Raw genomic sequence first — 19,054 nt, 5'->3', positions numbered from 1 at the left:
GCCGGGCATCTCCAGCCCGAACCCGACAGCTCACCTCGCAGGCGACGGAGAGGAATGCCCCATGCCCGCAAAGGGTAAGCACCGCCGTGCCAAGAACAATCCGCTCGCCCGCCGTTTCGTCGCCGTGAGCACGGGCGGCGCCGCCCTCGCCCTGCCGGTGTTCGGCGCCACCGCGGCCGAGGCCGCGCCGAACGCGGTTCCCTCCGCCGCCGTGGAAAGGGCCGTGACCTCGCCCGTCACCTATTCCGTGGTCGCCGGTGACACGCTTTCCAAGATCGCCCGGGTGCACGAGGTGGCCGGGGGCTGGAAAAAGCTGTACGAGGACAATCGCAAGGCCGTCGGTGACAACCCGTCCCTCATTCATCCCGGTCTCAAGCTGACGATCGGCGCCAAGCCGAAGCCGAAGACCGAGGCGAAGACCGCAGCGAAGACCACGGCAAAGGCGAAGGCTGTTTCCGCCGCCCCGGCGGAGCGGGCCGACCGCTCCACGCGGACCAGCCTCGCCCCGAAGCCCGTGGCGTACGCGAACAACCTCGACGGCTGGATCAAGGAAGCCCTGGCCATCATGGCCGAGCGTGGAATTCCCGGCACGTACGAGGGAATTCACCGCAACATCATGCGGGAGTCCTCGGGCAACCCGCTGGCCATCAACAACTGGGACTCCAACGCCGCGGCCGGAACCCCGTCCAAGGGACTCCTCCAGGTCATCGACCCCACGTTCCGTGCCTACCACGTGCCCGGGACCTCGACCGACCCGTACGACCCGGTCGCCAACATCACCGCAGCCTGCAACTACGCCGCTGCCAGGTACGGCTCCATCGACAACGTGAACGGCCCCTACTGACGGGCGCCGTCACCCCGCGTGGGGGCCGGTCCGGGGATCCTTCCCCGGACCGGCCCCTTTTTCCTGCGCGCCTCCGGCGCCGCGACCGCTCCACCGCCGCGGCCGCCACCACCGCGTAACGGCGTCAGCCGGCGACGAGTTCGGGGTGGTGTCGGCGCGCCACCTCGGGGTGGGCCCGCACCCAGCCCTTGAGTTCGTTGCGGCCGTACTCGGCGTGCAGCGGGTTGTCGAAGTCCTGCGCGACGCCCGGCGCGTGCTCCAGGTAGGTGCCGGGCACGGTCCTGATCACCGCGTCGAGCCGCGGGTTGTAGAAGAACGGCACCGAGAACCGCTCCACCGCACCGGGCGGGCTGACGACCCGGTGGTCCGTCGCGGACAGGTAGCCCTCGGTGGCTATCTCCAGCAGCTCGCCGAGGTTGACGACGAAGGCGCCCGGCACGGGCGGTACGGCCACGTACCCGTCTCCCGAACGCACTTGGAGACCGCCCACCGCGTCCTGCAGCAGCAGGGTCAGGAACCCGTAGTCCTTGTGCGAGCCGACGCCCTGGCCGGCGCCCGAGGGGGCCGATCCGGGGTAGCGGATCAGCTTGGTGTGCAGGTGCGGGCGAACGGCGAAGTCCTTGTCGAAGAAGTCGCCCGGCGCTCCCAGGGAGACGAGCAGCTCCCGCAGCAGCCGGTGGGCCACCGCAGCCAGCCGGTCCTGCCAGGCGAGCACGACCGTGCGCAGCTCGGGCAGCGCGGCGGGCCACTGGTTGGGGCCCTCCAGCCACAGGTACGGCGGGTCGCCGGGGCCGATCGGGGGCGCCGACCGCTCCGCGCCCACGTCGAGCTGGTCGCGCCAGTCGGACCGGCCGCCGGTGAGTTCGTGGCCCACTCGGGTGTAGCCGCGGAAGTGCGGCGAGTGCAGGTTGGCGATCGCCAGCCGGTCGGCCTCGGGCAGGGCGAAGAACGCCTTCGTCACGGCGAGGACGCGCTCGGTCTCGGCGTCGCTCACGCCGTGTCCGGTGAGGTGGAAGAACCCGACGTCGCGTGCCGCCTCGTGCAGATCACGGCGGAATGCCGCCCGGGTGAGCGGGTCGTCGGCCCGGGACAGATCGATGACGGGGAGGGAGCTGGGCAAGGCAGCGGGCATGGACGGCATGGTGGCCTTCCGTTTCTGGTGTGACGAGGGCCCTGCTCCCTGGGATGGCGGGATCGCGGCGTGCGGAAAGCGGTCGACAGGGGTGAGCCGTGCGTCGTGAGGCGTCCGCGGCAGGGCCGGGTGGAGAGGTGACGGGGTGATCAGGCCTGGGGCGGACAGCCCATGGTCGTGACGCGCGCGTAGTCCACGTGCCGGCGCATCACGAGAAGAGTCACGCGTTGATCATACGACGAACGCCGGGCGCCGGACGATGTCCCGCCCATCACATCGCGCCAGTCGGCCGGCGCCGCACGGGCCCGCGCCCCGGGCCGGCCGTGGCCGCGAAGTGGCGCGTGCCCGCCGTTCCCTGCTCCGCACCCGATGGGGAACGCCACGTGTCGGGTGCGGATCGCCGGGTAACAGGTGCGGCACGCGAGACGGAACGGGCACCTACGGGTGCGGAAGAAGGAGAACCGGCGTGCTGATGGCTCACCCCGCGGTCCTGAAGAACCTGGTCGAGCAGTACGAGACGCTGAGGCTGCTGCAGGCCGACGAGGCCGCCAGCCCGGAGGTGCGGCAGCGCATCGACGACATCGCCTACACGCTGTGCGTCTCGACCGGAACGCGCGATGTGGACGCGGCCCTCATCGCGGCCCGCTACCGGCTGCCGGGTGCGCGCCCCGAGGACGACTCCCTGCTGACCGGCAGCTGACCCCCGGCAGCGACCGCTCGGGTCGCCGTGACCCGGTGACGGCCGCCGATGCGACCGACGCGCCCGGGGGCCTGTCCCGCCGCGCCGGGCACCGCAGGACCCTCCGGGAGGACGCACGGCCGGCCGGCGCGGGCAGGCGGTCCTGCTCCTGCCGCGCCGGTCCCCGGCCGCCCGGCGTGTGCCGCCCCGTCCGGCCCGGCACACGCCGGCGGACGCCCCGCGGCCCCGGCGACCGGTCAGCGGTCAGCGGTCAGCAGTCAGCGGATCAGCGATCGAGTGCTCCCGAGGGAGGGACGGTCGCGCCGCCGCCCGCGCGGACGGCCGCCACCACGGCCTCGTGCAGGACCCGGCTCTCCTGCTCCGTCGTGCACGCCACGGGGCTGCCGGTCATGGCGAACCAGTCTGATGCCCCGCTGTGCTGCACGGCCACCCGGGCCTCACCGTCGACCCAGGTGGTGTGCACGTCGAGCTCACCGGTGAGCACACCGGCCGTTTCGGTGTGCACACCACCGCGGCCCGCGAAGACCCGGACTGTCGTCCACGATGCCCACATCACGTACCCATGCTCACCCCGCGGGGCCGCTCGCGCGACCCGCGCGGACGCACCGGATCGCGGGACGGGCCGCACCACTACGCGCCGTGCCCCCTCGTGTGCGCGAGGTCGCGCCGGTCTTCCGCCGGGCGTGCGCGCGCGACCGCTCAGCAACCGAAACCGGCTATGCCGTACCCCTCCTTGGCCCGTGCCTGCCGCATCCAGTCCACGCAGGACTCGACGGCCTCCAGCACCTCCGGGTCGAGGGCCTCGCGCTGCTCCGGCGTGCTCGCCTCCCACTGCGCCAGGCCCTGCGCGCACTGCTCCGCGCTCCACTCCCCGTAACCGGGCAGCTCGCGGTAGGGCAGCGGGTCCGGCCCGGACCCGTACATGAAGTCGGTGACCGCGACCGCCGTGATGCCGAGGGCGCTCAGCCCCGCGTCGACGTCCTCCAGCCAGGAGCCGCGGAACGGTGAGAAGTGGTTGTTGAACAGGAACCGGCCGTGGAACTCGCAGATCATCCGGTACGCGTAGCCGTACTGGAACGCGAACTCGGGGGCCGCGTCGAACGGTCCGCCGTCGATCACCGCCCGCAGCGCGTCGTACCGGGTGGGTGCGCCGCGCTCGATCTGGTCGGCGAAGTAGTCGTCGTCCTGGGCGAGCCGCTGCTTGAAGCGGCCGCCGATCATCCGTCGCAGTTTCACGTCGCCGGAGGCGACGGCGCCGCGCACGACGGCCAGGTCGACGAGGTAGGGGCTCAGGGAATAACTCATGATCGCAAGAGTAGAAGGCGCCACTGACAACGCCCGCACGGCCTGCGCCGGTTCACTGCGCGGCACGGTCCCGCAGCGCCGCCCGCCGGGCCGGTGCCGGCTCCTCGGACCCGGACTGCGCCCCCGGCGGGGCGGCCGCCCCGGGCGAAGAAGTCCGCGAGCGGCAGGAGCGCGGCGCCCACGGTCACGGCGTCCGGGCCGAGCTCGCCCGGTCGATCCCGACGCGCGCCGCCGGGTACACCAGCGCGTACGACCGGGCGTGCGCCCGCACCGGCTCCAGGAAGCGCGGCCCGGGCCGGAGCCCCCGCCCAGCCGCGGGTGTCCCCGCTCGACGGCGCGGCCGGGGCCGAGGGGTCCACGGTGCCGGTCAGCGGACGGCGACCAGGACGTGGCCGGTGCCGAACTGCCAGACCGCCCCGGCGTCCCGGAAGCCGGCCTCCCGCAGCAGGGCGAGGTGGCCGGAGAGGGTCAGGTCGTTGCCCTCGCAGCGCGGGTGGCGGCGGTCGTCGTGGGCGGCGAAGAGGGCGGCCAGATCGGGGTCGGCGGCAACACCGGACCACCAGGTGTTCCAGTCGTCGTGCGCGCGGGCCAGGCGCCGCTCGGTGCGGCGGCGCCCGATGTGCAGGGCGATCTCGGCGACCCCGGCGGAGTCGGGGCGGATGTGGTCGCCGTTCACCAGGACCCCGCCGGTGCGCAGCCGGGCCGCCAGGTCCCGGTAGACCCGGCGCAGGGTGCGTTCGCCGAGGTAGTGGAGGGCGGTCGAGGAGACGGCCGCGTCGAGCGGGTGGGCCGTGCCGAGGGCGTCGAGCCAGCCCGGCGCGCCGATGAGGGCCTCCACGTAGTGGACGGCGGGGCCGTAGTGGGCGCGGCCCAGCTCCAGCAGCCGGGGGTCGGCGTCGACGGCGAGCACCCGGGCCCGGGGCATCCGTCCCACCAGGCGGGCCGCGAGGGAGCCCGGTCCGCTGCCCAGGTCGACGACGAGGGGTGCGGACCGGTCCGCCGTGACGGCCTCGACCACATCGGCGATGACCCTGAACGTCTCCTCCCGGTCGACCGCGTACCGCTGTTGCTGGCTCTCCCAGCGCTCCACCCAGCGCGCGGCCGCCACCGTGCTCACACCCATGTTCGCTCGCGCCTCTCCCACACCCGGAAACGGTCATGGAAATCATTGCAGACTGGCGAGCGCGGCGAGGAGTCCGTCGACCTCTTCGGGGGTGCTGTAGACGTGCAGGCTGACGCGGACCGACCCGTCCTCGGGGCCGGCGCCGGCCTGGCAGTGGCCGTCGGAGCGGACCATGAAGCCGTGGCTGTAGAGGATGAAGCCGAGGTCGTGGGCGCTGATGCCGCGGTGACGGAAGGTCACGATGCTCCGGCGGCGCTGGACCTCGGAGGCGGCGTCCAGGCTCGCCCGGCAGCCGAGCACCTCGTAGGAGTCCATCCTGGCCAGGCCGTCGGTCAGCCGGGCGGCCAGGGCGACGGTCCATCGTTCGATGCGGTCCGTTCCCGCCGCGTCCAGCCAGTCGAGCGCAGCCGCCAGGCCGGCGATGCCGGCCGTGTTCGGGGTGCCCTGCCAGCCCCCGGGCCGCAGCTCCGGGCCGCGCCGGCCGCGCGCCCAGACCGCGCCGGTACCGGGCGGCGCGAGCGCCTTGTGGCCGGAGAACACGACGAAGTCGACGTCCAGTTCGCGTACGGACACGGGCAGGTGTCCGACGCTCTGCGCGGCGTCCAGGCAGATCGGCACGTCGGGGCCGACCACCCGGCGGATGCGGTGCACGTTCATGTCGGAGCCGTGGACGTGGTGCACGTGGGTGGCGGCGACGAAGCGGGTGCGCGGCCCGGTCACCCGGGCCAGGGCCCGTTCGTCGTAGTCGCCGGAGCCCGCCTGGTACGGCAGTTCCCGTACGCGGATCCGGATGCCCTCGCGCGCCAGCAGCCGGACCGCCTCCAGCCAGGGCGAGAGGTTCGCCTGGTGGTCGGCGAACGGGACGACGATCTCGTCCCCGTCGGCCAGCAGGCCGGGCAGCCAGTCGCGGGCGATGGTCCGCAGGCCCTCGGACGTCCCGCTGGTGAAGTGCACGGCCGAGCGCCCGGGGTCCGGGTCGTCCAGGAACTCCTTGATCCGCTCCCGGACCCCTTCCACCAGGGCGGTGGTGTGGTTGGCCCACGGGTAGGAGCCGCGGCCGGCATTCGCGTTCGACGTGGTCAGATAGGTCACGACGGCGTCCAGCACGGCCTGCGGCTTCTGGGCCGTCGCCGCGCTGTCCAGGTACGCCAGCTCCGGGTGCCCGGTGATGATCGGGAACTGGGCGCGCAGCGGGCGCTGCCAGGGGGTGAGCAGCTCGATGTCGTCGCCCATGTCAGTCCCGCACCAGCGGGGCGCCCGCGTCGCGCCACGCGATGATCCCGCCCGCGAGGCTGCGGACGTCCTGATGGCCCATGCGGGTCAGCAGCGCGGCGTACCGGGCGGACTTCTCCCCCACCGGGCAGGCGAGCAGGACGGGCTGTCGCCTCCCGAACGGCAGGCCGCCGCGGACGAGTTCGTCGAACAGCTCGTCCACGATGTTGACCGAGCCCTCGATGTGCAGCGCCCCGTACGCGAAGGGGCCGCGCAGGTCGATCACGAGGGGGCGCTCCGCCGCGATCCACTTCCGGGCGTCGGCGACGTCGATGGACGTGGCCGAGCGCACCTCGCCGTCGGTCAGCGTGGCCACCGAGTTCTTCGCGGGCGGCATCCCCAGCAGCTCGGGGCGGCGGGTGCGGACGTACCCGAGGTAGCTCTCGACGCGGTCGCAGACGATGAACACGGCCGTGCGGCGCCGTCCGGTCCCCTCGTCGCCGAGCGCCTTCAGGTGGCGGACCGCGCCGTGGTAGGCCGCTCCTCCGGTGGGGCCGGAGAGGATTCCGCAGCGGCGGATGAGGGTGAGCATCCCGTCGATGGCCTCGTCGGCGCCGACGGTGTCGATGGTGTCGTACGTCGCCGGGTCGAACAGGCCGACCTCCTGCACCTCGTCGATGGTGCGGATCCCCGGGACGAAGTCCGTCTTGCGCGCGACCAGCCCGACGACCCCGACGGAGGGGTCGTGCGCGCGCAGCGCCCGGGCCACGCCCGTGGAGGAACCCGCCGTGCCCACGCAGGCGATGAACCAGTCGGGCGCGCGGCCGTCCAAGTCGGCGATGATCTCCGGACCGGTGCCGGTGGCGTGCGCCTCGGTGTTGAGGATGTTGAAGTACTGGTCGGTGTGGAGGTGGGCGCTGCCGGGCGCGTTGAGCCGCTGGTGGAAGAGGGTCAGCGGGTCGTCGGTGGCGGTCGGGTCGAGGCACTCGCTCTGCCCGGGCAGCTCCTCGATCTCCGCGCCCAGCAGCAGGAGCAGGTCCTTGATCTCGGGGATGCGCATCCGGTTGGTGACGCTCTTGAACCCGATGCCGTGCATGCCCGCGATGAGGGCGAGCGCCTTGGCCGTGTTGCCGCTGGACAGTTCCACGATGGTCCCGCCGCGCTGCCGGGCGCCCGGCAGGCCGGCGCGCACCATGTTCCAGGCGGCCCTGTCCTTGACCGACCCGAACGGGTTCAGCATCTCCAGCTTCGCGTAGAGGTCGATGCCGCGCAGGCCGTGCACGGCCGGGTCGATGCGGACCAGCGGGGTGTCGCCGATGGCGTCGGTGATGCTCTCGTACCTCATGCCTGTGGTCCCCCTGTGCGTGTGATCGGCCAGTACTGTTCGTCCAGGCACCAGTGCCAGGAGCCGTCCCCGTCCCGGCGTACGGCGGCCTTGCGGGCGACGGGCTGCTGCTGTGCGCGGGTGGCGCCGAAGTCCATGCAGTAGCCGGCGGTGTTGGCGAAGGCGAGCAGGTCGCCGGGGCACGGCAGCCGGGGCAGGAAGACCGTCCTGCGCGTGACGAGGTCCGCCTCCAGGCACAGGTTGCCCATGAGGTGCACCCCCACCGGTGCGTCCGCTCCGGCGGGCGCGGGGGCCCGTGGCACCAGTACGGGGTCCATGAGGACCCCGTGGTCCTCCAGGCTGACGTCGCCCGCGTTCATCGCGAGGCGCACCAGGTGCTCGCCGCCGTCGGTGGAGCGTACGTCGAGCACACGGGCCAGGGAGATCCCGCACTGGTCGGTCAGGGCCCGGCCGGGTTCGGTGTACAGGTCGTAGAGGCCCTCCAGGAGCAAGGTGCCCAGGGGGCGGTCCAGGCCCGGGGCGGGGCGGGAGAGCAGGTCGTCGAGATAGGCGGCGCCCGTGACCTCGCGGTGGGCCGGGTAGAGGCCGAGGGTGCCGCGCAGGGTGCCGCCCTCGGCGTGGAGGCCGTAGCCGTGGCCGCCCCAGGTGAGCGGGGGGCGGCGGCCCAGGACGGCGTCGGTGAGTGCCGTGGTGTACCGGTCCCACTGGGCGGCGTGCGCCAGGTAGCCGACGCCGAAGCCGCCGCCGATGTCGAGGGCGCGCGGGTCGAACCCGCGCAGGCGTAACTCCTCCATCGCCCGCAGGCAGCCGGCGAACGCGATCGCCTTCTCGTCGGGGCTGGTGGTGTCGAGATGGTAGGCGACACCGATGGGCTCCAACTGGTCGCCGTGGCGCTCGACGGTGTCCAGCAGCCGGTCGAGCGATCCGGCGGGCGAGCCGAAGCGGCTCCTGCGGGACAGCCGCCTGACCCCGGAGGGGGTCCCGAAACCGGAGAGGCGCAACAGGACGCGTACGCGCCGCAGTCCGTGCGTACGGATGAGGGCGGCGGCCTGCTCCAGTTCGCCGGCGCTGTCGGCGTTGAGCGTGACGCCCGTGAGGAGGGCGAGCCACAGGAACTCGGGGTCCTTGGGGCCGGTCGCCACGATCCGGTCGGCGCCGAAACCGGCCCCCAGGGCGTGCTGGAGCTCGCCGAGCGAGGCGACGTCGATACCGGTGCCGGGGCCGGTCGCGGCGAGGTGCCGGATCAGGGCGCTGGACCGGTTGGCCTTGTGGGCGAAGAAGATCCGGCCGGAGAGGCTGTGCCGACGGTAGACGTCGCGGAACCGCTCGGCGTTCTCCGCGATCTGGTCCGGCAGCACCACGTTGAGCGGCGAGCCGAGCGCGTCCACGAGCATGTGCAGGAACACGCCGTCCGCCAGCAGCGCGGTCGGCCGCGGCGCCAGCCGTGGCTCCAGGTACAAGGGCGCATCGCTCACGCAGCAGTCCTCCCCCACGAGGAATGCCGACGGGCGTCACGTCGGCACAGGGGTCCTATCCACGCCGACGGGTGTTAATGCCCGCCGGCGAGGCGTGATGGCGTGAACCCGGCCTGTGGGAAGGCGCGTTGGGCAGCGCGGGCGGACCGGTGCGGGCGCGGACCGGTGCGGGAGGGTCCGATACGGGCGCGTGCCGGTGCGGGAGGGTCGCGGGGCGAGGTCCGGTGCGGGTGCGCGCCGGTGCGGGAGGGTCGCGGGGCGAGCCCTCCGGCCCGGTCGGCACCCGCGCGGGTCCGGTGCGTGCGCGAGTCCGGTGCGTGCGTGCGGCCCGGGCCGGTACGTCGCCTGCCGGCGGCGGCCCGGCCCGCCGCCGGCAGGCCGGGCCGCCGGCCTCACAGACCGGCGAGCGTCAGGGCGGCCGCGGTGACGGACTGCGCGACCGTGGCCGCGAACTGCGGGTTGTGGTCCTGGTCGAGGAGGGTGTCGCCCGGTGTGTGGTACTGCCGGGTGCCGGTCCCGGGCGTGCCGTCGGGGGTGGCGAACAGGTCCTCGGAGACGGCGACGGCCGCCCACCCCCGCTCGTGGAAGCTCGCGTGGTCGCTGCGACCCACCGCGGGGTCGTCGGGACCGGTGAGCTGCTGGACCGTCACCGCGGGGTCGATGACCGGCACGGCGCGTGCGACGCGGCCACCCAGTTCGTCCGAGGCGTTGACGACCGGGCCCGGCACCAGGGAGCCGGCGTGGATCTCGACGATGGGCGTGCTGCCGTGCTGACGTCCCGCGATCATGTCCATCTGGAAGACGCCCGCGATGCGGTCGCCCGCCGCGGCGGCGGCCCGGGCGTAGAACTTGCTGCCGACGAGTCCTTGTTCCTCGGCGTTGAAGAGGACGAAACGCACGGTGCGGGCCGGGGATCCGCCGTCGTCGAGCAGCGTCGTCAGGCACTCCGCGGCAGCCATCACGGCCGCGGTGCCGCTCCCGTCGTCGTCGGCCCCGGGCGCGGGGTCCACGGCGGGATCGTACGGGCGCGGCTCGCCGTCCGCGTCGGTGAAGACGCCGTTGCCCGCGGTGGAGTCCATGTGGGCGGTGATGAGCACGGTGGAGTCCGCCCCGGCGACCCGGTGTTCGGCCTCGACGTTGTAGAGGCGGTGTCCGTGCCAGGGGAACGGACGCCGCCGGACCGTCAGCCCGAGGTCCTGGAACCGGCGCGCCAGCGCGTCGACGACCCGGACGTTGTCCTCGGCGGCCGCGTCCCGGCTCCTCACCTTCAGCGGGAGTCCCTCCTCGAGCGGCTCGGCACCGGAGATGCAGGCCACGTGCCGGCGCAGCACCTCGGGGGTGATGGCCGCGCGCACCGCGTCGATCGTCCGGCGGGACGGCAGTCCGTCACCGAAGACGGCGGTGAGGCCTTCGGCGAGCGTCGCGCCGCGGCCGGTGAGGAGCGCCGGGTCCGGCAGCAGCCGCTCGGTGTGTCCCGGCTTCGCGCCGGGCAGGTGCAGCTCCTCCACCGGGGTACCGGCGGGCGCGGCGAGGTACACGCCGCCCGGCGCGGGCCCCAGCGGTGTGACCGCGAGGGCCGCCGTCGCCGCCAGTCCGTCGGCGACGTAGCCGAAGACCGCCGTGGCACGCCGCGCCGTCGCGGCGGCCGGAGCGGGTGCGGGCGCGGCGTCCGCGGCAGGGCCGGTGGCCGGGAGGGAACGGTTGTCGCGGATGAGGAAGGCGGCCGTGTCGTCGACCGGTGCCCTCAGGTCCACCCGGAATCCGGCGCGTTCGAGGTCGGCGGCGCCCTGGGTGGTCATCATGGCGAGCACGAGCGTTTCGGAGGTGACGTGCACCGGAACGACCTCGGTCTCCTCCGTGACCGCCGCCAGCCGGGACAGCCGGTGCCCTTCCGGCAGTTCGATCCGCGCCCAGAAGACGGGGCGGTTCTCCAGAGCGGCGAGGGTGAACACGGGGCCGGGCGCGGTGCGCATCCCCGCTTCCCGGGCGAACGCCCGCTCCTGGGGATCCTCGCCCACGAAGACGCACTCGTCGGCCGAGTGCGGCCGCGCTGCCGCACCGGCCGCGCTCGTGACCGCCTCGTCGAAGAGCCGGCGGCTGTCCTTCGGGCCCCAGTGCACGAGCCGGTCGTCCGGGAAGCGGCCGGGGAACGCCTCGTGGAGCGCCGCGGCGGCCGTCTCGGCGGCGCCTTCGTGCGTTCCGGGGTGGGAGAGGATCCCCCGGGGCACGTCGCGGAAGGCGTCGAGCACGGCCAGGACGCGCGGCCGCGGCTCGAGCTTCAGCGAGCCGTCGGCCTCGATACGGGCGTCCGCCAGGGTCGCCCCGATGTCGAAGAAGAGCACGGACATCTCAGAACCTCCGCGACCCGGAAGCCCAGGGGGCCGACGGCCCTGCGCCGCGGCTTTTCGACCGTGCACGCTGCTCCGGGGACAGGCTCCCGGCCACTCCATCCTCGTCCCGCAGTTGCGTCCCCGCATCCGGGGCGTAAGGGGCGGCGGGACGCACCACCCGTTCAACACGCCACAGTTGAAGGGGATACGAGCGCGAGGGGCTCTGTACCGTCCGGTTGCCGTTCGCGCAACTCGGTGTGACGTTGGAAGGGGACGTACGAGGAGGAAGGGGCGGCACGGGGGTCACCAGGAGCGAGGGGCGCAATGAGGGGTCGTAGTCATGTCAACCTTGGAGAGATTCCGCTATCACTTCGCCGATGACCCGCTGGCGCGCGGCGCGCCGCCCGGTCCGGAGTCGATCCGCGGGCTGGAGGCACCGGACGGCGCGGAGAGCCGGTCCGGCTTCAACTCCCCCGAGTCCGCCGCCCGGTTCTACCTGGCCGAGAAGCTGGCCCAGGAGGAGGCGCCCGCGCTGCGCGGGGCCGTCCGGGACGACCGGCCCGAGCGGGTGCCCGATCTGGCTCTGAGCACCGAGCGCCGCCAGGCCGGCACGGGCACCACACTGGTGCGCTTCGAGCAGACGCGGAAGGAGATCCCCGTCTTCGGCGCCGAGGCGCTGGTCGAGATCGACGAGGACCAGCGGCTGGTCTCGATGGACTGCCGGCTCGGCGAGGTGACCGACGTCGGCTCCGTGCCGGAACTGTCGGGCACGGAGGCACTGGAGCGGGTCAGGACTGCGACCGGGACCACGGTCACCGCCGAGGAGGTGCCGCCGCCGACGTTGGCGTACGTCAGCCGCGACGACCACTGGCACCTGGCGTGGCATCTGCGCGGGGTGCCGGCCCAACTGCCGGAGAACCGCCGCGAGGAGGGCCAGCGCGGCCACGGCCTGGACGCGTCACCCCGCGAGGACCACCCGATCACCGGATACCTCGTCGACGCGTATTCCGGAGAGATCCTCAGGTCGTACGGGATGGCTCCGACGATCACCGTGCCCACCCGGCTGGAGGGCGACGACGAGGCCCGGGTCCACCACCGGTTCCAGGGCAGCCGTCAGGACGGCTCGTTCCTCCTGCACGACCAGTGGCGCGAGATCGCCACGTACGACCTGGACTTCGCCGACCTCGCGACCGCACCGCCGCCGGCGTCGGCGATCGGCTCCCCGCAGGCGGACTTCGGCGGCGGCCACCGGGCCGGGGTCTCGGCGCACGTCAACGCCGAGCGGGTGGAGAAGTTCTACCGCGACCAGCTCTTCCGCAACGGCATCGACGACGCCGACATGGACCTGGTCTCCACGGTCAACTGCATCTACCGCGAGCACGGACCGGGGCCCGAGTGGGTCAACGCCGTGTGGTGGAACGGGCGGATGTGGTACGGCCAGATGTCCGAGGGAAGCCGGCTGGTCAGCCTGGCGCGCTATCTCGACGTCATCGGCCACGAGATGACCCACGGGGTGATCGAGACCTCCAGCGACCTGATCTACCAGGACCAGTCCGGTGCCCTGAACGAGTCCCTGGCGGACACGATGGGCGTGATCATCGCGAACTGGTACCAGGCGCGGGACCGCGAGGACGTGCGCACCTGGAACTGGGAGATCGGGCCCGGGCTGGGCGGTGGCGCGCTGCCGCTGCGCGACATGAGCGATCCCCGGCGCACCGGCGATCCCGACCACATGGACGACTACCTGCACACGTCGCACGACAACGGCGGGGTGCACACCAACAGCAACATCCACAACAAGGCGATGTTCCATCTGCTCACCTCGGTGGGTTCGGCCGGCAAGCCGGTCCTCAAGGCCGAGGAGTGGACGCTGCTGATCTATCTCGCCCTGGTACGCCTCCTGCGGCATTCCGACTTCGCGGACATGCACCAGGCGCTGCGGGACGTCACCGCCACGTACCTCGCGGGGAACACGGCACTGCTGACCGCCGCACGGGCGGCGATCGACAGCGCCTACCAGAAGGTGGGCATCGCCTGACCGCCACCGCAGGGCCGCGCTCGCGGACGGCCGGGCCGGGTCCCGGAGGAGCCCGGCCCGCACCGCGGTCCGCTCACCTCAGGGGAGGGTCCACTTCCGGTGGGGTCCGGTGTGGCACGTCCACAGATGGAAGCAGCGGGCGGGACAAGGCCCCCTGCCGGTGCGGGGCGCGTGGCAGGGGGCCGGGCCTCTTCCATGGGCTCAGTAGTTCTTCCACTCGTCGCTCGTGTACTCCAGCACCGCGGGATCCATCAGGGTGCTCGCCCGTACGTCCTGGGGGCGGCGGTCCACGGGGAAGACGGTGGCGGCCGCGAGGACGGTGTCGTCCAGGAAGCGCAGGCGCGGGGCGTCCCCGGCCAGGCGGAGGGGCGGCGGCGGGCCGTCCGTGCCGGGAACGGCCAGGAGGAAGCCCCAGTTGCCGAAGCTCGGCACGTCCACCTGGTACGCGGTGGTGGCGTACCCCGCCTCCCCGATCGTCGTGGCGATGGACCAGTACGACTTCGGTGCGAAGAACGGCGACCCGGCCTGCACCACGACCCGGCTCCCGGGCGTGAGGACGTGGCCGAGCAGGTGGTAGAACTCGACGCTGTACAGCTTTGCCAGCGCGGCCGTGTCCGGATCCGGGAAGTCGACGAGGACGGCGTCGTAGCGTTGGCGGGCGTCCCGCAGCCAGTTGAAGGCGTCGGCGTGCACGACGGTGACCCGCGGGTCGGCGAGGGCCCGGTCGTTCAGGTCCCGCAGGGGCGCGTAGGTGCGCGCCAGCCGCGTCATCGCCGGGTCGAGGTCGACCAGCGTGACCTGCTCGACGTCGTCGTACCGCAGCACCTCCCGCAGCGCGAGCGCGTCACCGCCGCCGAGTATCAGCACGGAGGAGCGCTTCCCCGACAGCGCCGGGTGGACCAGTGCCTCGTGGTAGCGGTACTCGTCCACGGAGGAGAACTGCAGGTCGCCGTTGAGGAACAGCCGGGTGTCCGGCTCGCCGTTGAACGCGGTGGAGCGGGTCAGGACGATGTCCTGGTACGGCGTGGTCTCGGCGTGGATGATCGGGTCGCGGTAGAGCTGCTGGCGTGCGGTGACCTCGATGTCGTCCGCGAGGACGTACACCGTGCCCAGGATCGCGAGGACGCCGGCCGCCCCGGCCAGGAGCGCGGCCCGCACCACCCGGCGGGTCTCCTTGCGGAAGATCCACAGGACGACCACCACCCCGGCCACGGCGTTGACCGCGCCGACCACCAACGCGCCCTTGAGCTGCCCGAAGGCGGGCAGGAGCAGCAGCGGGAAGCACAGCCCGCCGATCAGCGCTCCGACGTAGTCCGCGGCGAACATGTCGGCCACGGCGCTGCCGGCCTCCTGCCGTCTGATCCGCTGCAGCAGCGTCATCAGCAGGGGGATCTCGGCCCCGATGAGCAGACCGACGGTGAACGAGACCACCACCATGGCGGGCATGTAGAGCCGGAGCCAGGCGAACGCCGCGTACAGGACGAGGACCGACAGGCCGCCGACGAGCGCGAGCAGGATCTCGACGAGCGCGAAGGCGCCGACCGCGCGCCGCTGGAGCGGCTTGGCGGCCAGGGAGCCGATGCCCATGGCGAAGACCATGACGGAGATGACCACGGAGGTCTGGGTCACGGAGTTGCCGATGAGGTAGCTGCCCAGGGCCGTCAGGGCCAGTTCGTAGACCAGGCCGCAGGCGGCGCAGACGAACACCGCGAGCAGCAGCAGGAACCGCGTCCCCCGGCCATGACCGGCCGCCCGCGGTGGTGCGGTGTGAGCGGTGCCCGCGCCGTCAGCGGCGCCCGCCCCGTCGGAGGAGGCGGCGGAGGCGGTGGCCGCGGAGTCCTTGTCGGCCGGCCGGGGGGCGCGGTCCAGGAGGGGGCTGCTCATGGCGGGCGGTTCAGGAGACCGCGGCGCCGACCATGAAGGCCGTACCGATGTACATGGCCGCCTGGACCCAGGCCGCGGGATGGGGTGCGACGCCGTTGTCGTCGAGCACGGCGGCGCCCATGCGGCCGGGGGTCAGCCAGCCCACGAGGCAGGAGATCAGCGTCATCACGACCACGCCGGCCAGGCCGTACAGCAGGGTGCTGAACAGGCCGTAGCCGAGGCCGAGCTCGGACTCGCTGGCGCGGATGGACTGCTCGATGACGAGGCCGATGGCGATCATCTGACCGGCGAGGAGAACCGCGGCGCCGCGGTTGCGCTCGGTCCACACCACGTGGAAGAGCTTTCCGGGCGTGACGAGGTCGAGCGCGATGAAGCCGACCACCATCACGACGAAGCCGACCAGGCCGTAGAGCAGGGCGATGCCTGCCGACTCGAAGATCTCTGCCACGGGTGTGCCTTTCGGGGACGTCGTCGAAGGGTGCGGGAACGGGAGGGACTACTTGCCGGAGCCGGGTCCGCCGCCGCGGAAGGAGGCGCTGTCGGGATCCGGCCAGACGTTCCCGAGGCGGGGCTTCCAGCGGCGGTAGCCGGTGCGGTAGTCCGCGATCTCGATCAGGCTGCCGGTCCGGTGCGGGGAGATCGCCACGATGTCGTCCCGGTAGAGCAGGAAGACCATGCCGTCGTCGCTGTGGCGGTCCTGCGCCGAGGTGTTGCCGTCGATCTCGTCGGCGACGCGTGACGTCGGGTCGCTGCTGTCGACGTAGCCGGTGCCGGCAGGGGTGTACGTGTCACGGATCCAGCCGGACGGTACGGCGTTGCCCTCCTCCGGCTCCTCGGAGCACGCCGTGAGCACGGCCGCGGCGAGGAGCGCCGCGCTGATCCGTCGAACCGTCTTCATCGGGCCTCCAGCCGGGTGTGCGTCGCCACGATCCGGCGGCTCTGCGGGTAGGTGTGCCAGGTACGCCAGCTCAGGCCCGTGTCCTGCCGCTCGACGGTCAGCGCGGTGACCGCCTCGGGCGAGCCCGGGAAGACTCCGTACAGGGCACGCGGGTGCTCCTCCGACGCGGCGCGGATCAGCGCCACCCGGGCGCTGAACTCCGCCGGCGCGTAGAGCCGCACCTCGGCGGCGAAACGGTACGCCCAGTCGTCGAAGTCCTGCTCCGCCACGGCGGGCAGGCCGCCCTCGACCCCCGGCAGACAGGCGACCGTCTCCCGAACGGGCCCGGCGAACACCTGGTGGGACGCGCCGAGCAGCCTCAGCTGCACCTCGATCCCGCCGATCTCCAGGTCCCGGACGGCGAGCGCCTCGTGCGCGGGGCGCCCGAGCGTGAAGGAGAGCTGGTCGGCGTCGGTGTCCAGGTACGGGGTCGACAGGGCTATGCCGCTCATCGCGGTCCCCCGGGACGGCGGCCGCCCGGCGTCCCGCGCACGGCGAGCTTGACGTTCAACGAAGTTCCCCCGACTCCCGGAAAGGGCAAAGAGCGCGGCTGAGTATGGCACAAGGGAAAATCACGCCACTTCGAGGGGACGGCCTGCCGGTGCACGGCCGGCTCCGGCCACGGGCCCGTGACACGTGGCGCCGCGGCGGCCCACGCGCCCCGTCGCCGACGGCCGGCCTCGCCCAGGGGCTCGGGCTGGGGCCGGCAGCGCGGGGCCGGCGTGCGGGTCTTGCCCGGTCACCGGGCCATGGGCGGATACTTGACGGGTGAACGTGTCCGCGCCCGGTCTGGCCGAGCTGCGCGAGCGACTCGGCAGCAGCCTCTTCACCCGTGTCGCGGGCCCCTCCGGCCCGGACAACCGCGCCCGCATCCACGGCACGCCGGGGCCCCGCTGGTTCGGCCCGGAGCGGCCCGTCCGCAGGGTGCACGGCGACGCCTCGATGTTCATCGGCGGGCTGCGGGCCCTGCTGCTCCAGTCCCTGCACCCGTTGGCCATGGCCGCCGTGGCGGCACACTCCGGCTACCGGGGCGACCCCTGGGGACGCCTCCAGCGCACCAGCACCTTCCTCGCGACGACCACGTACGGCACCGCGGACGACGCACAGCGGGCGGTGGACCGCGTCCGCGCCGTGCACCAGCAGGTGCGGGGCGTCACCGCCGCCGGGGAGCCGTACCACGCGGCCGACCCGCACTTGCTCGCCTGGGTGCACATCGCCGAGGTGGACAGCTTCCTGTGCGCCCACCAGCGCTACGGGGCGCACCCGCTGGACCCGGCCGGCTGCGACGCGTACGTCGCCGACATGGCGCGCGTCGCGGCGGCGCTCGGCGTCGTCGACCCGCCGCGCGACCGCGCAGAGCTCGCCGCGCGGCTCGACGCGTACCGCCCGGAGCTGCGGGCCACGCGGGAGGCCCGCGAGGCGGCGCGTTTCCTGCTGCTGCACCCGCCGCTCCCGCTGCTCGCCCGGCCGCCGTACGCCGTCCTCGCAGCGAACGCCGTGTCCACGCTTCCGCTGTGGGCCCGCAGCCCGCTCCGGCTGCCCTACCTGCCGGGACTGGAGGACACCTGCGTACGGCTGAGCGGCCACGCGCTGACCAGGACGATCCGTTGGGTCATGACGCCTCCCCCGGCGGCCGCGCGTCCCCGGCCGGGCGCGGGCGCGGGCGCGGGCGGGGAATGAGGGCATGCCGCCGCCGCTCCCGGGGTCCGGCGGCCGCGGGCGTCACGTGCGCCGCCGTGCCGGGCGTACGGGATGTGCGGGCGTAGTGCGGACATGCGGGACGTGCGGACGTGCGGACGTACGGGACGTGCGGATGTACGGGACGTGCGGATGTACGGGACGTGCGGATGTGCAGGCGTACGGGCCAGGGCCGTCCGCAGGCGCTTGTGGGCCGTTCCGGCAAGCCACTACCGTGCCGGAGTGGATCTCTTCTCGCACTCCTGGACGGCGTTGCGCACGGCGGTCGACGAACTCTCCGACGAGGACTGGCAACGGCCCTCCGGCTGTACCGGCTGGCTGGTGCGGGACCTGGTGTGCCACCTGGTCATCGACGCCCAGGACGTCCTCATCACCCTGGTCACCCCCTCCGATGCCGAACCGACCGTGGACGCGGACACCTACTGGAACCTCGTCGATCCCCCCACCGGCGAGGACCCCCTCGACGCGCTGGTGCCCCGGCTGGCCGCCGCCTACGGCGAGCCCAGGTGGCTGAAGTTCCACTTCGACGACGTCGGTTCCGCCGCCGGGCGCGCCGCCGTACTCGCCGACCCGGCACTCCGTGTCAGCACGCGCGACGACGTGCTGACCGCCGGCGACTACCTGACCGCGTACGTCATGGAATGGACGCTGCACCACCTCGACCTGATCGCGCACCTGCCCTCGGCCACCGAGCCGCCCGCCGAGACACTCGCGGCCGCCCGCGCGTCACTGGAGCGGATCGCCGGGACGCGGTTCCCCGCGTCGTTCTCCGACAAGGACGCGCTGCTGGTCGGGACCGGACGCCGGGCGCCGACCGACGCCGAGGAGGCCGCACTGGGCGAGGCGGCCACGCGGATCCCGTTCGTGCTCGGCTGACCGGCTGTCGCCGGCGTCGTGGCGGGCGGTGGGGCGGGGCCGGGAGACCGGCCGCGTCACCCGGGCGTGGCACGGGCGTCATGCGGGGGCCTCCCGCCGGCAACGATCAGCGTCTTACCATGCGCAGGCGAGGCGTGTGCCGCGCGCGACGGCAC

The 19,054-nt window shown here is 73.3% G+C and carries 17 protein-coding genes; 5 read left to right on the top strand and 12 right to left on the bottom strand.

The window, feature by feature from the left end:
* Nucleotides 1-61 precede the first annotated feature (61 nt).
* Nucleotides 62-844, top strand: coding sequence for a transglycosylase SLT domain-containing protein (locus tag IH00_RS0131150; RefSeq protein ID WP_031079416.1), 783 nt, complete (start codon nucleotides 62-64; stop codon nucleotides 842-844).
* A gap of 124 nt (nucleotides 845-968) precedes the next feature.
* Here the strand turns inward: IH00_RS0131150 and IH00_RS0131145 are convergent, their stop codons facing one another.
* Nucleotides 969-1,985 carry an isopenicillin N synthase family dioxygenase gene (locus IH00_RS0131145; RefSeq protein ID WP_031079415.1) on the bottom strand — a complete coding sequence of 339 codons (1,017 nt, stop codon included), beginning with the start codon at nucleotides 1,983-1,985 and terminating at the stop codon, nucleotides 969-971.
* Between the two features lie 457 nt (nucleotides 1,986-2,442).
* Between IH00_RS0131145 and IH00_RS0131140 the strand changes: the two genes are divergently transcribed.
* Nucleotides 2,443-2,676 carry a DUF5133 domain-containing protein gene (locus IH00_RS0131140; protein WP_031079414.1) on the top strand — a complete coding sequence of 78 codons (234 nt, stop codon included), beginning with the start codon at nucleotides 2,443-2,445 and terminating at the stop codon, nucleotides 2,674-2,676.
* Nucleotides 2,677-2,941: 265 nt separating this feature from the next.
* Here IH00_RS0131140 and IH00_RS0131135 read toward each other — a convergent pair whose 3' ends face one another.
* The 7 genes from IH00_RS0131135 to IH00_RS0131100 all read right to left on the bottom strand — a co-directional run bounded on the left by IH00_RS0131135 (nucleotide 2,942) and on the right by IH00_RS0131100 (nucleotide 11,484).
* Complete coding sequence (locus IH00_RS0131135) at nucleotides 2,942-3,229, bottom strand: hypothetical protein (protein ID WP_420710944.1); 288 nt, start codon at nucleotides 3,227-3,229, stop codon at nucleotides 2,942-2,944.
* A gap of 146 nt (nucleotides 3,230-3,375) precedes the next feature.
* Nucleotides 3,376-3,981 carry a DUF7691 family protein gene (locus IH00_RS0131130; RefSeq protein ID WP_031079411.1) on the bottom strand — a complete coding sequence of 202 codons (606 nt, stop codon included), beginning with the start codon at nucleotides 3,979-3,981 and terminating at the stop codon, nucleotides 3,376-3,378.
* 367 nt (nucleotides 3,982-4,348) lie between these two features.
* Nucleotides 4,349-5,104, bottom strand: coding sequence for a class I SAM-dependent methyltransferase (locus IH00_RS0131120; RefSeq protein WP_031079410.1), 756 nt, complete (start codon nucleotides 5,102-5,104; stop codon nucleotides 4,349-4,351).
* Between the two features lie 42 nt (nucleotides 5,105-5,146).
* Nucleotides 5,147-6,337 (bottom strand): aminotransferase class V-fold PLP-dependent enzyme, encoded by a 1,191-nt coding sequence (locus tag IH00_RS0131115; RefSeq protein ID WP_031079409.1) that lies wholly within the window; start codon nucleotides 6,335-6,337, stop codon nucleotides 5,147-5,149.
* A gap of 1 nt (nucleotide 6,338) precedes the next feature.
* Nucleotides 6,339-7,661, bottom strand: a complete 1,323-nt coding sequence (locus tag IH00_RS0131110) for a pyridoxal-phosphate dependent enzyme (protein WP_031079407.1) — start codon at nucleotides 7,659-7,661, stop codon at nucleotides 6,339-6,341.
* Entirely contained in the window at nucleotides 7,658-9,136 is a 1,479-nt protein-coding gene (locus IH00_RS0131105; protein WP_031079406.1) for a type III PLP-dependent enzyme domain-containing protein, read from the bottom strand. The genes IH00_RS0131110 and IH00_RS0131105 overlap by 4 nt, the downstream gene beginning before the upstream one ends.
* Before the next feature lie 392 nt (nucleotides 9,137-9,528).
* Nucleotides 9,529-11,484, bottom strand: a complete 1,956-nt coding sequence (locus tag IH00_RS0131100) for a M20/M25/M40 family metallo-hydrolase (RefSeq protein WP_031079404.1) — start codon at nucleotides 11,482-11,484, stop codon at nucleotides 9,529-9,531.
* A 322-nt stretch (nucleotides 11,485-11,806) separates the two neighbouring features.
* On the opposite strand from IH00_RS0131100, the gene IH00_RS0131095 reads away from it, so the two are divergent.
* Entirely contained in the window at nucleotides 11,807-13,504 is a 1,698-nt protein-coding gene (locus tag IH00_RS0131095) for a M4 family metallopeptidase (protein ID WP_031079403.1), read from the top strand.
* A gap of 201 nt (nucleotides 13,505-13,705) precedes the next feature.
* On the opposite strand, the gene IH00_RS0131090 is transcribed toward IH00_RS0131095, so the two are convergent.
* Genes IH00_RS0131090 through IH00_RS0131075 form a run of 4 tightly spaced genes read right to left on the bottom strand, consistent with a single transcriptional unit; the run spans nucleotide 13,706 to nucleotide 16,777 of the window.
* Nucleotides 13,706-15,388: a polyamine aminopropyltransferase gene (locus IH00_RS0131090; protein WP_078888057.1), complete on the bottom strand. Its 1,683-nt coding sequence runs from the start codon at nucleotides 15,386-15,388 to the stop codon at nucleotides 13,706-13,708.
* A gap of 10 nt (nucleotides 15,389-15,398) precedes the next feature.
* The gene (locus tag IH00_RS0131085) at nucleotides 15,399-15,836 is read right to left on the bottom strand and encodes a DUF350 domain-containing protein (protein ID WP_031079400.1); all 438 of its coding nucleotides are present in this window, start codon (nucleotides 15,834-15,836) and stop codon (nucleotides 15,399-15,401) included.
* A gap of 48 nt (nucleotides 15,837-15,884) precedes the next feature.
* Nucleotides 15,885-16,286 (bottom strand): DUF4247 domain-containing protein, encoded by a 402-nt coding sequence (locus IH00_RS0131080; protein WP_031079399.1) that lies wholly within the window; start codon nucleotides 16,284-16,286, stop codon nucleotides 15,885-15,887.
* A complete protein-coding gene (locus IH00_RS0131075) occupies nucleotides 16,283-16,777 on the bottom strand; it encodes a DUF2617 family protein (RefSeq protein ID WP_031079397.1) in 495 nt (164 codons plus the stop codon). The genes IH00_RS0131080 and IH00_RS0131075 overlap by 4 nt, the downstream gene beginning before the upstream one ends.
* A gap of 316 nt (nucleotides 16,778-17,093) precedes the next feature.
* On the opposite strand from IH00_RS0131075, the gene IH00_RS0131070 reads away from it, so the two are divergent.
* Nucleotides 17,094-18,005, top strand: coding sequence for an oxygenase MpaB family protein (locus tag IH00_RS0131070; protein WP_031079396.1), 912 nt, complete (start codon nucleotides 17,094-17,096; stop codon nucleotides 18,003-18,005).
* 240 nt (nucleotides 18,006-18,245) lie between these two features.
* Nucleotides 18,246-18,899: a maleylpyruvate isomerase N-terminal domain-containing protein gene (locus IH00_RS0131065; protein ID WP_031079395.1), complete on the top strand. Its 654-nt coding sequence runs from the start codon at nucleotides 18,246-18,248 to the stop codon at nucleotides 18,897-18,899.
* Nucleotides 18,900-19,054 lie beyond the last annotated feature (155 nt).

This window comes from Streptomyces sp. NRRL S-118 (genome assembly GCF_000716335.1).
Classification (GTDB): Bacteria; Actinomycetota; Actinomycetes; order Streptomycetales; family Streptomycetaceae; genus Streptomyces.
Note: the sequence above shows the minus strand (reverse complement) of the source record. Positions and strands in the feature narration are given on the sequence as shown.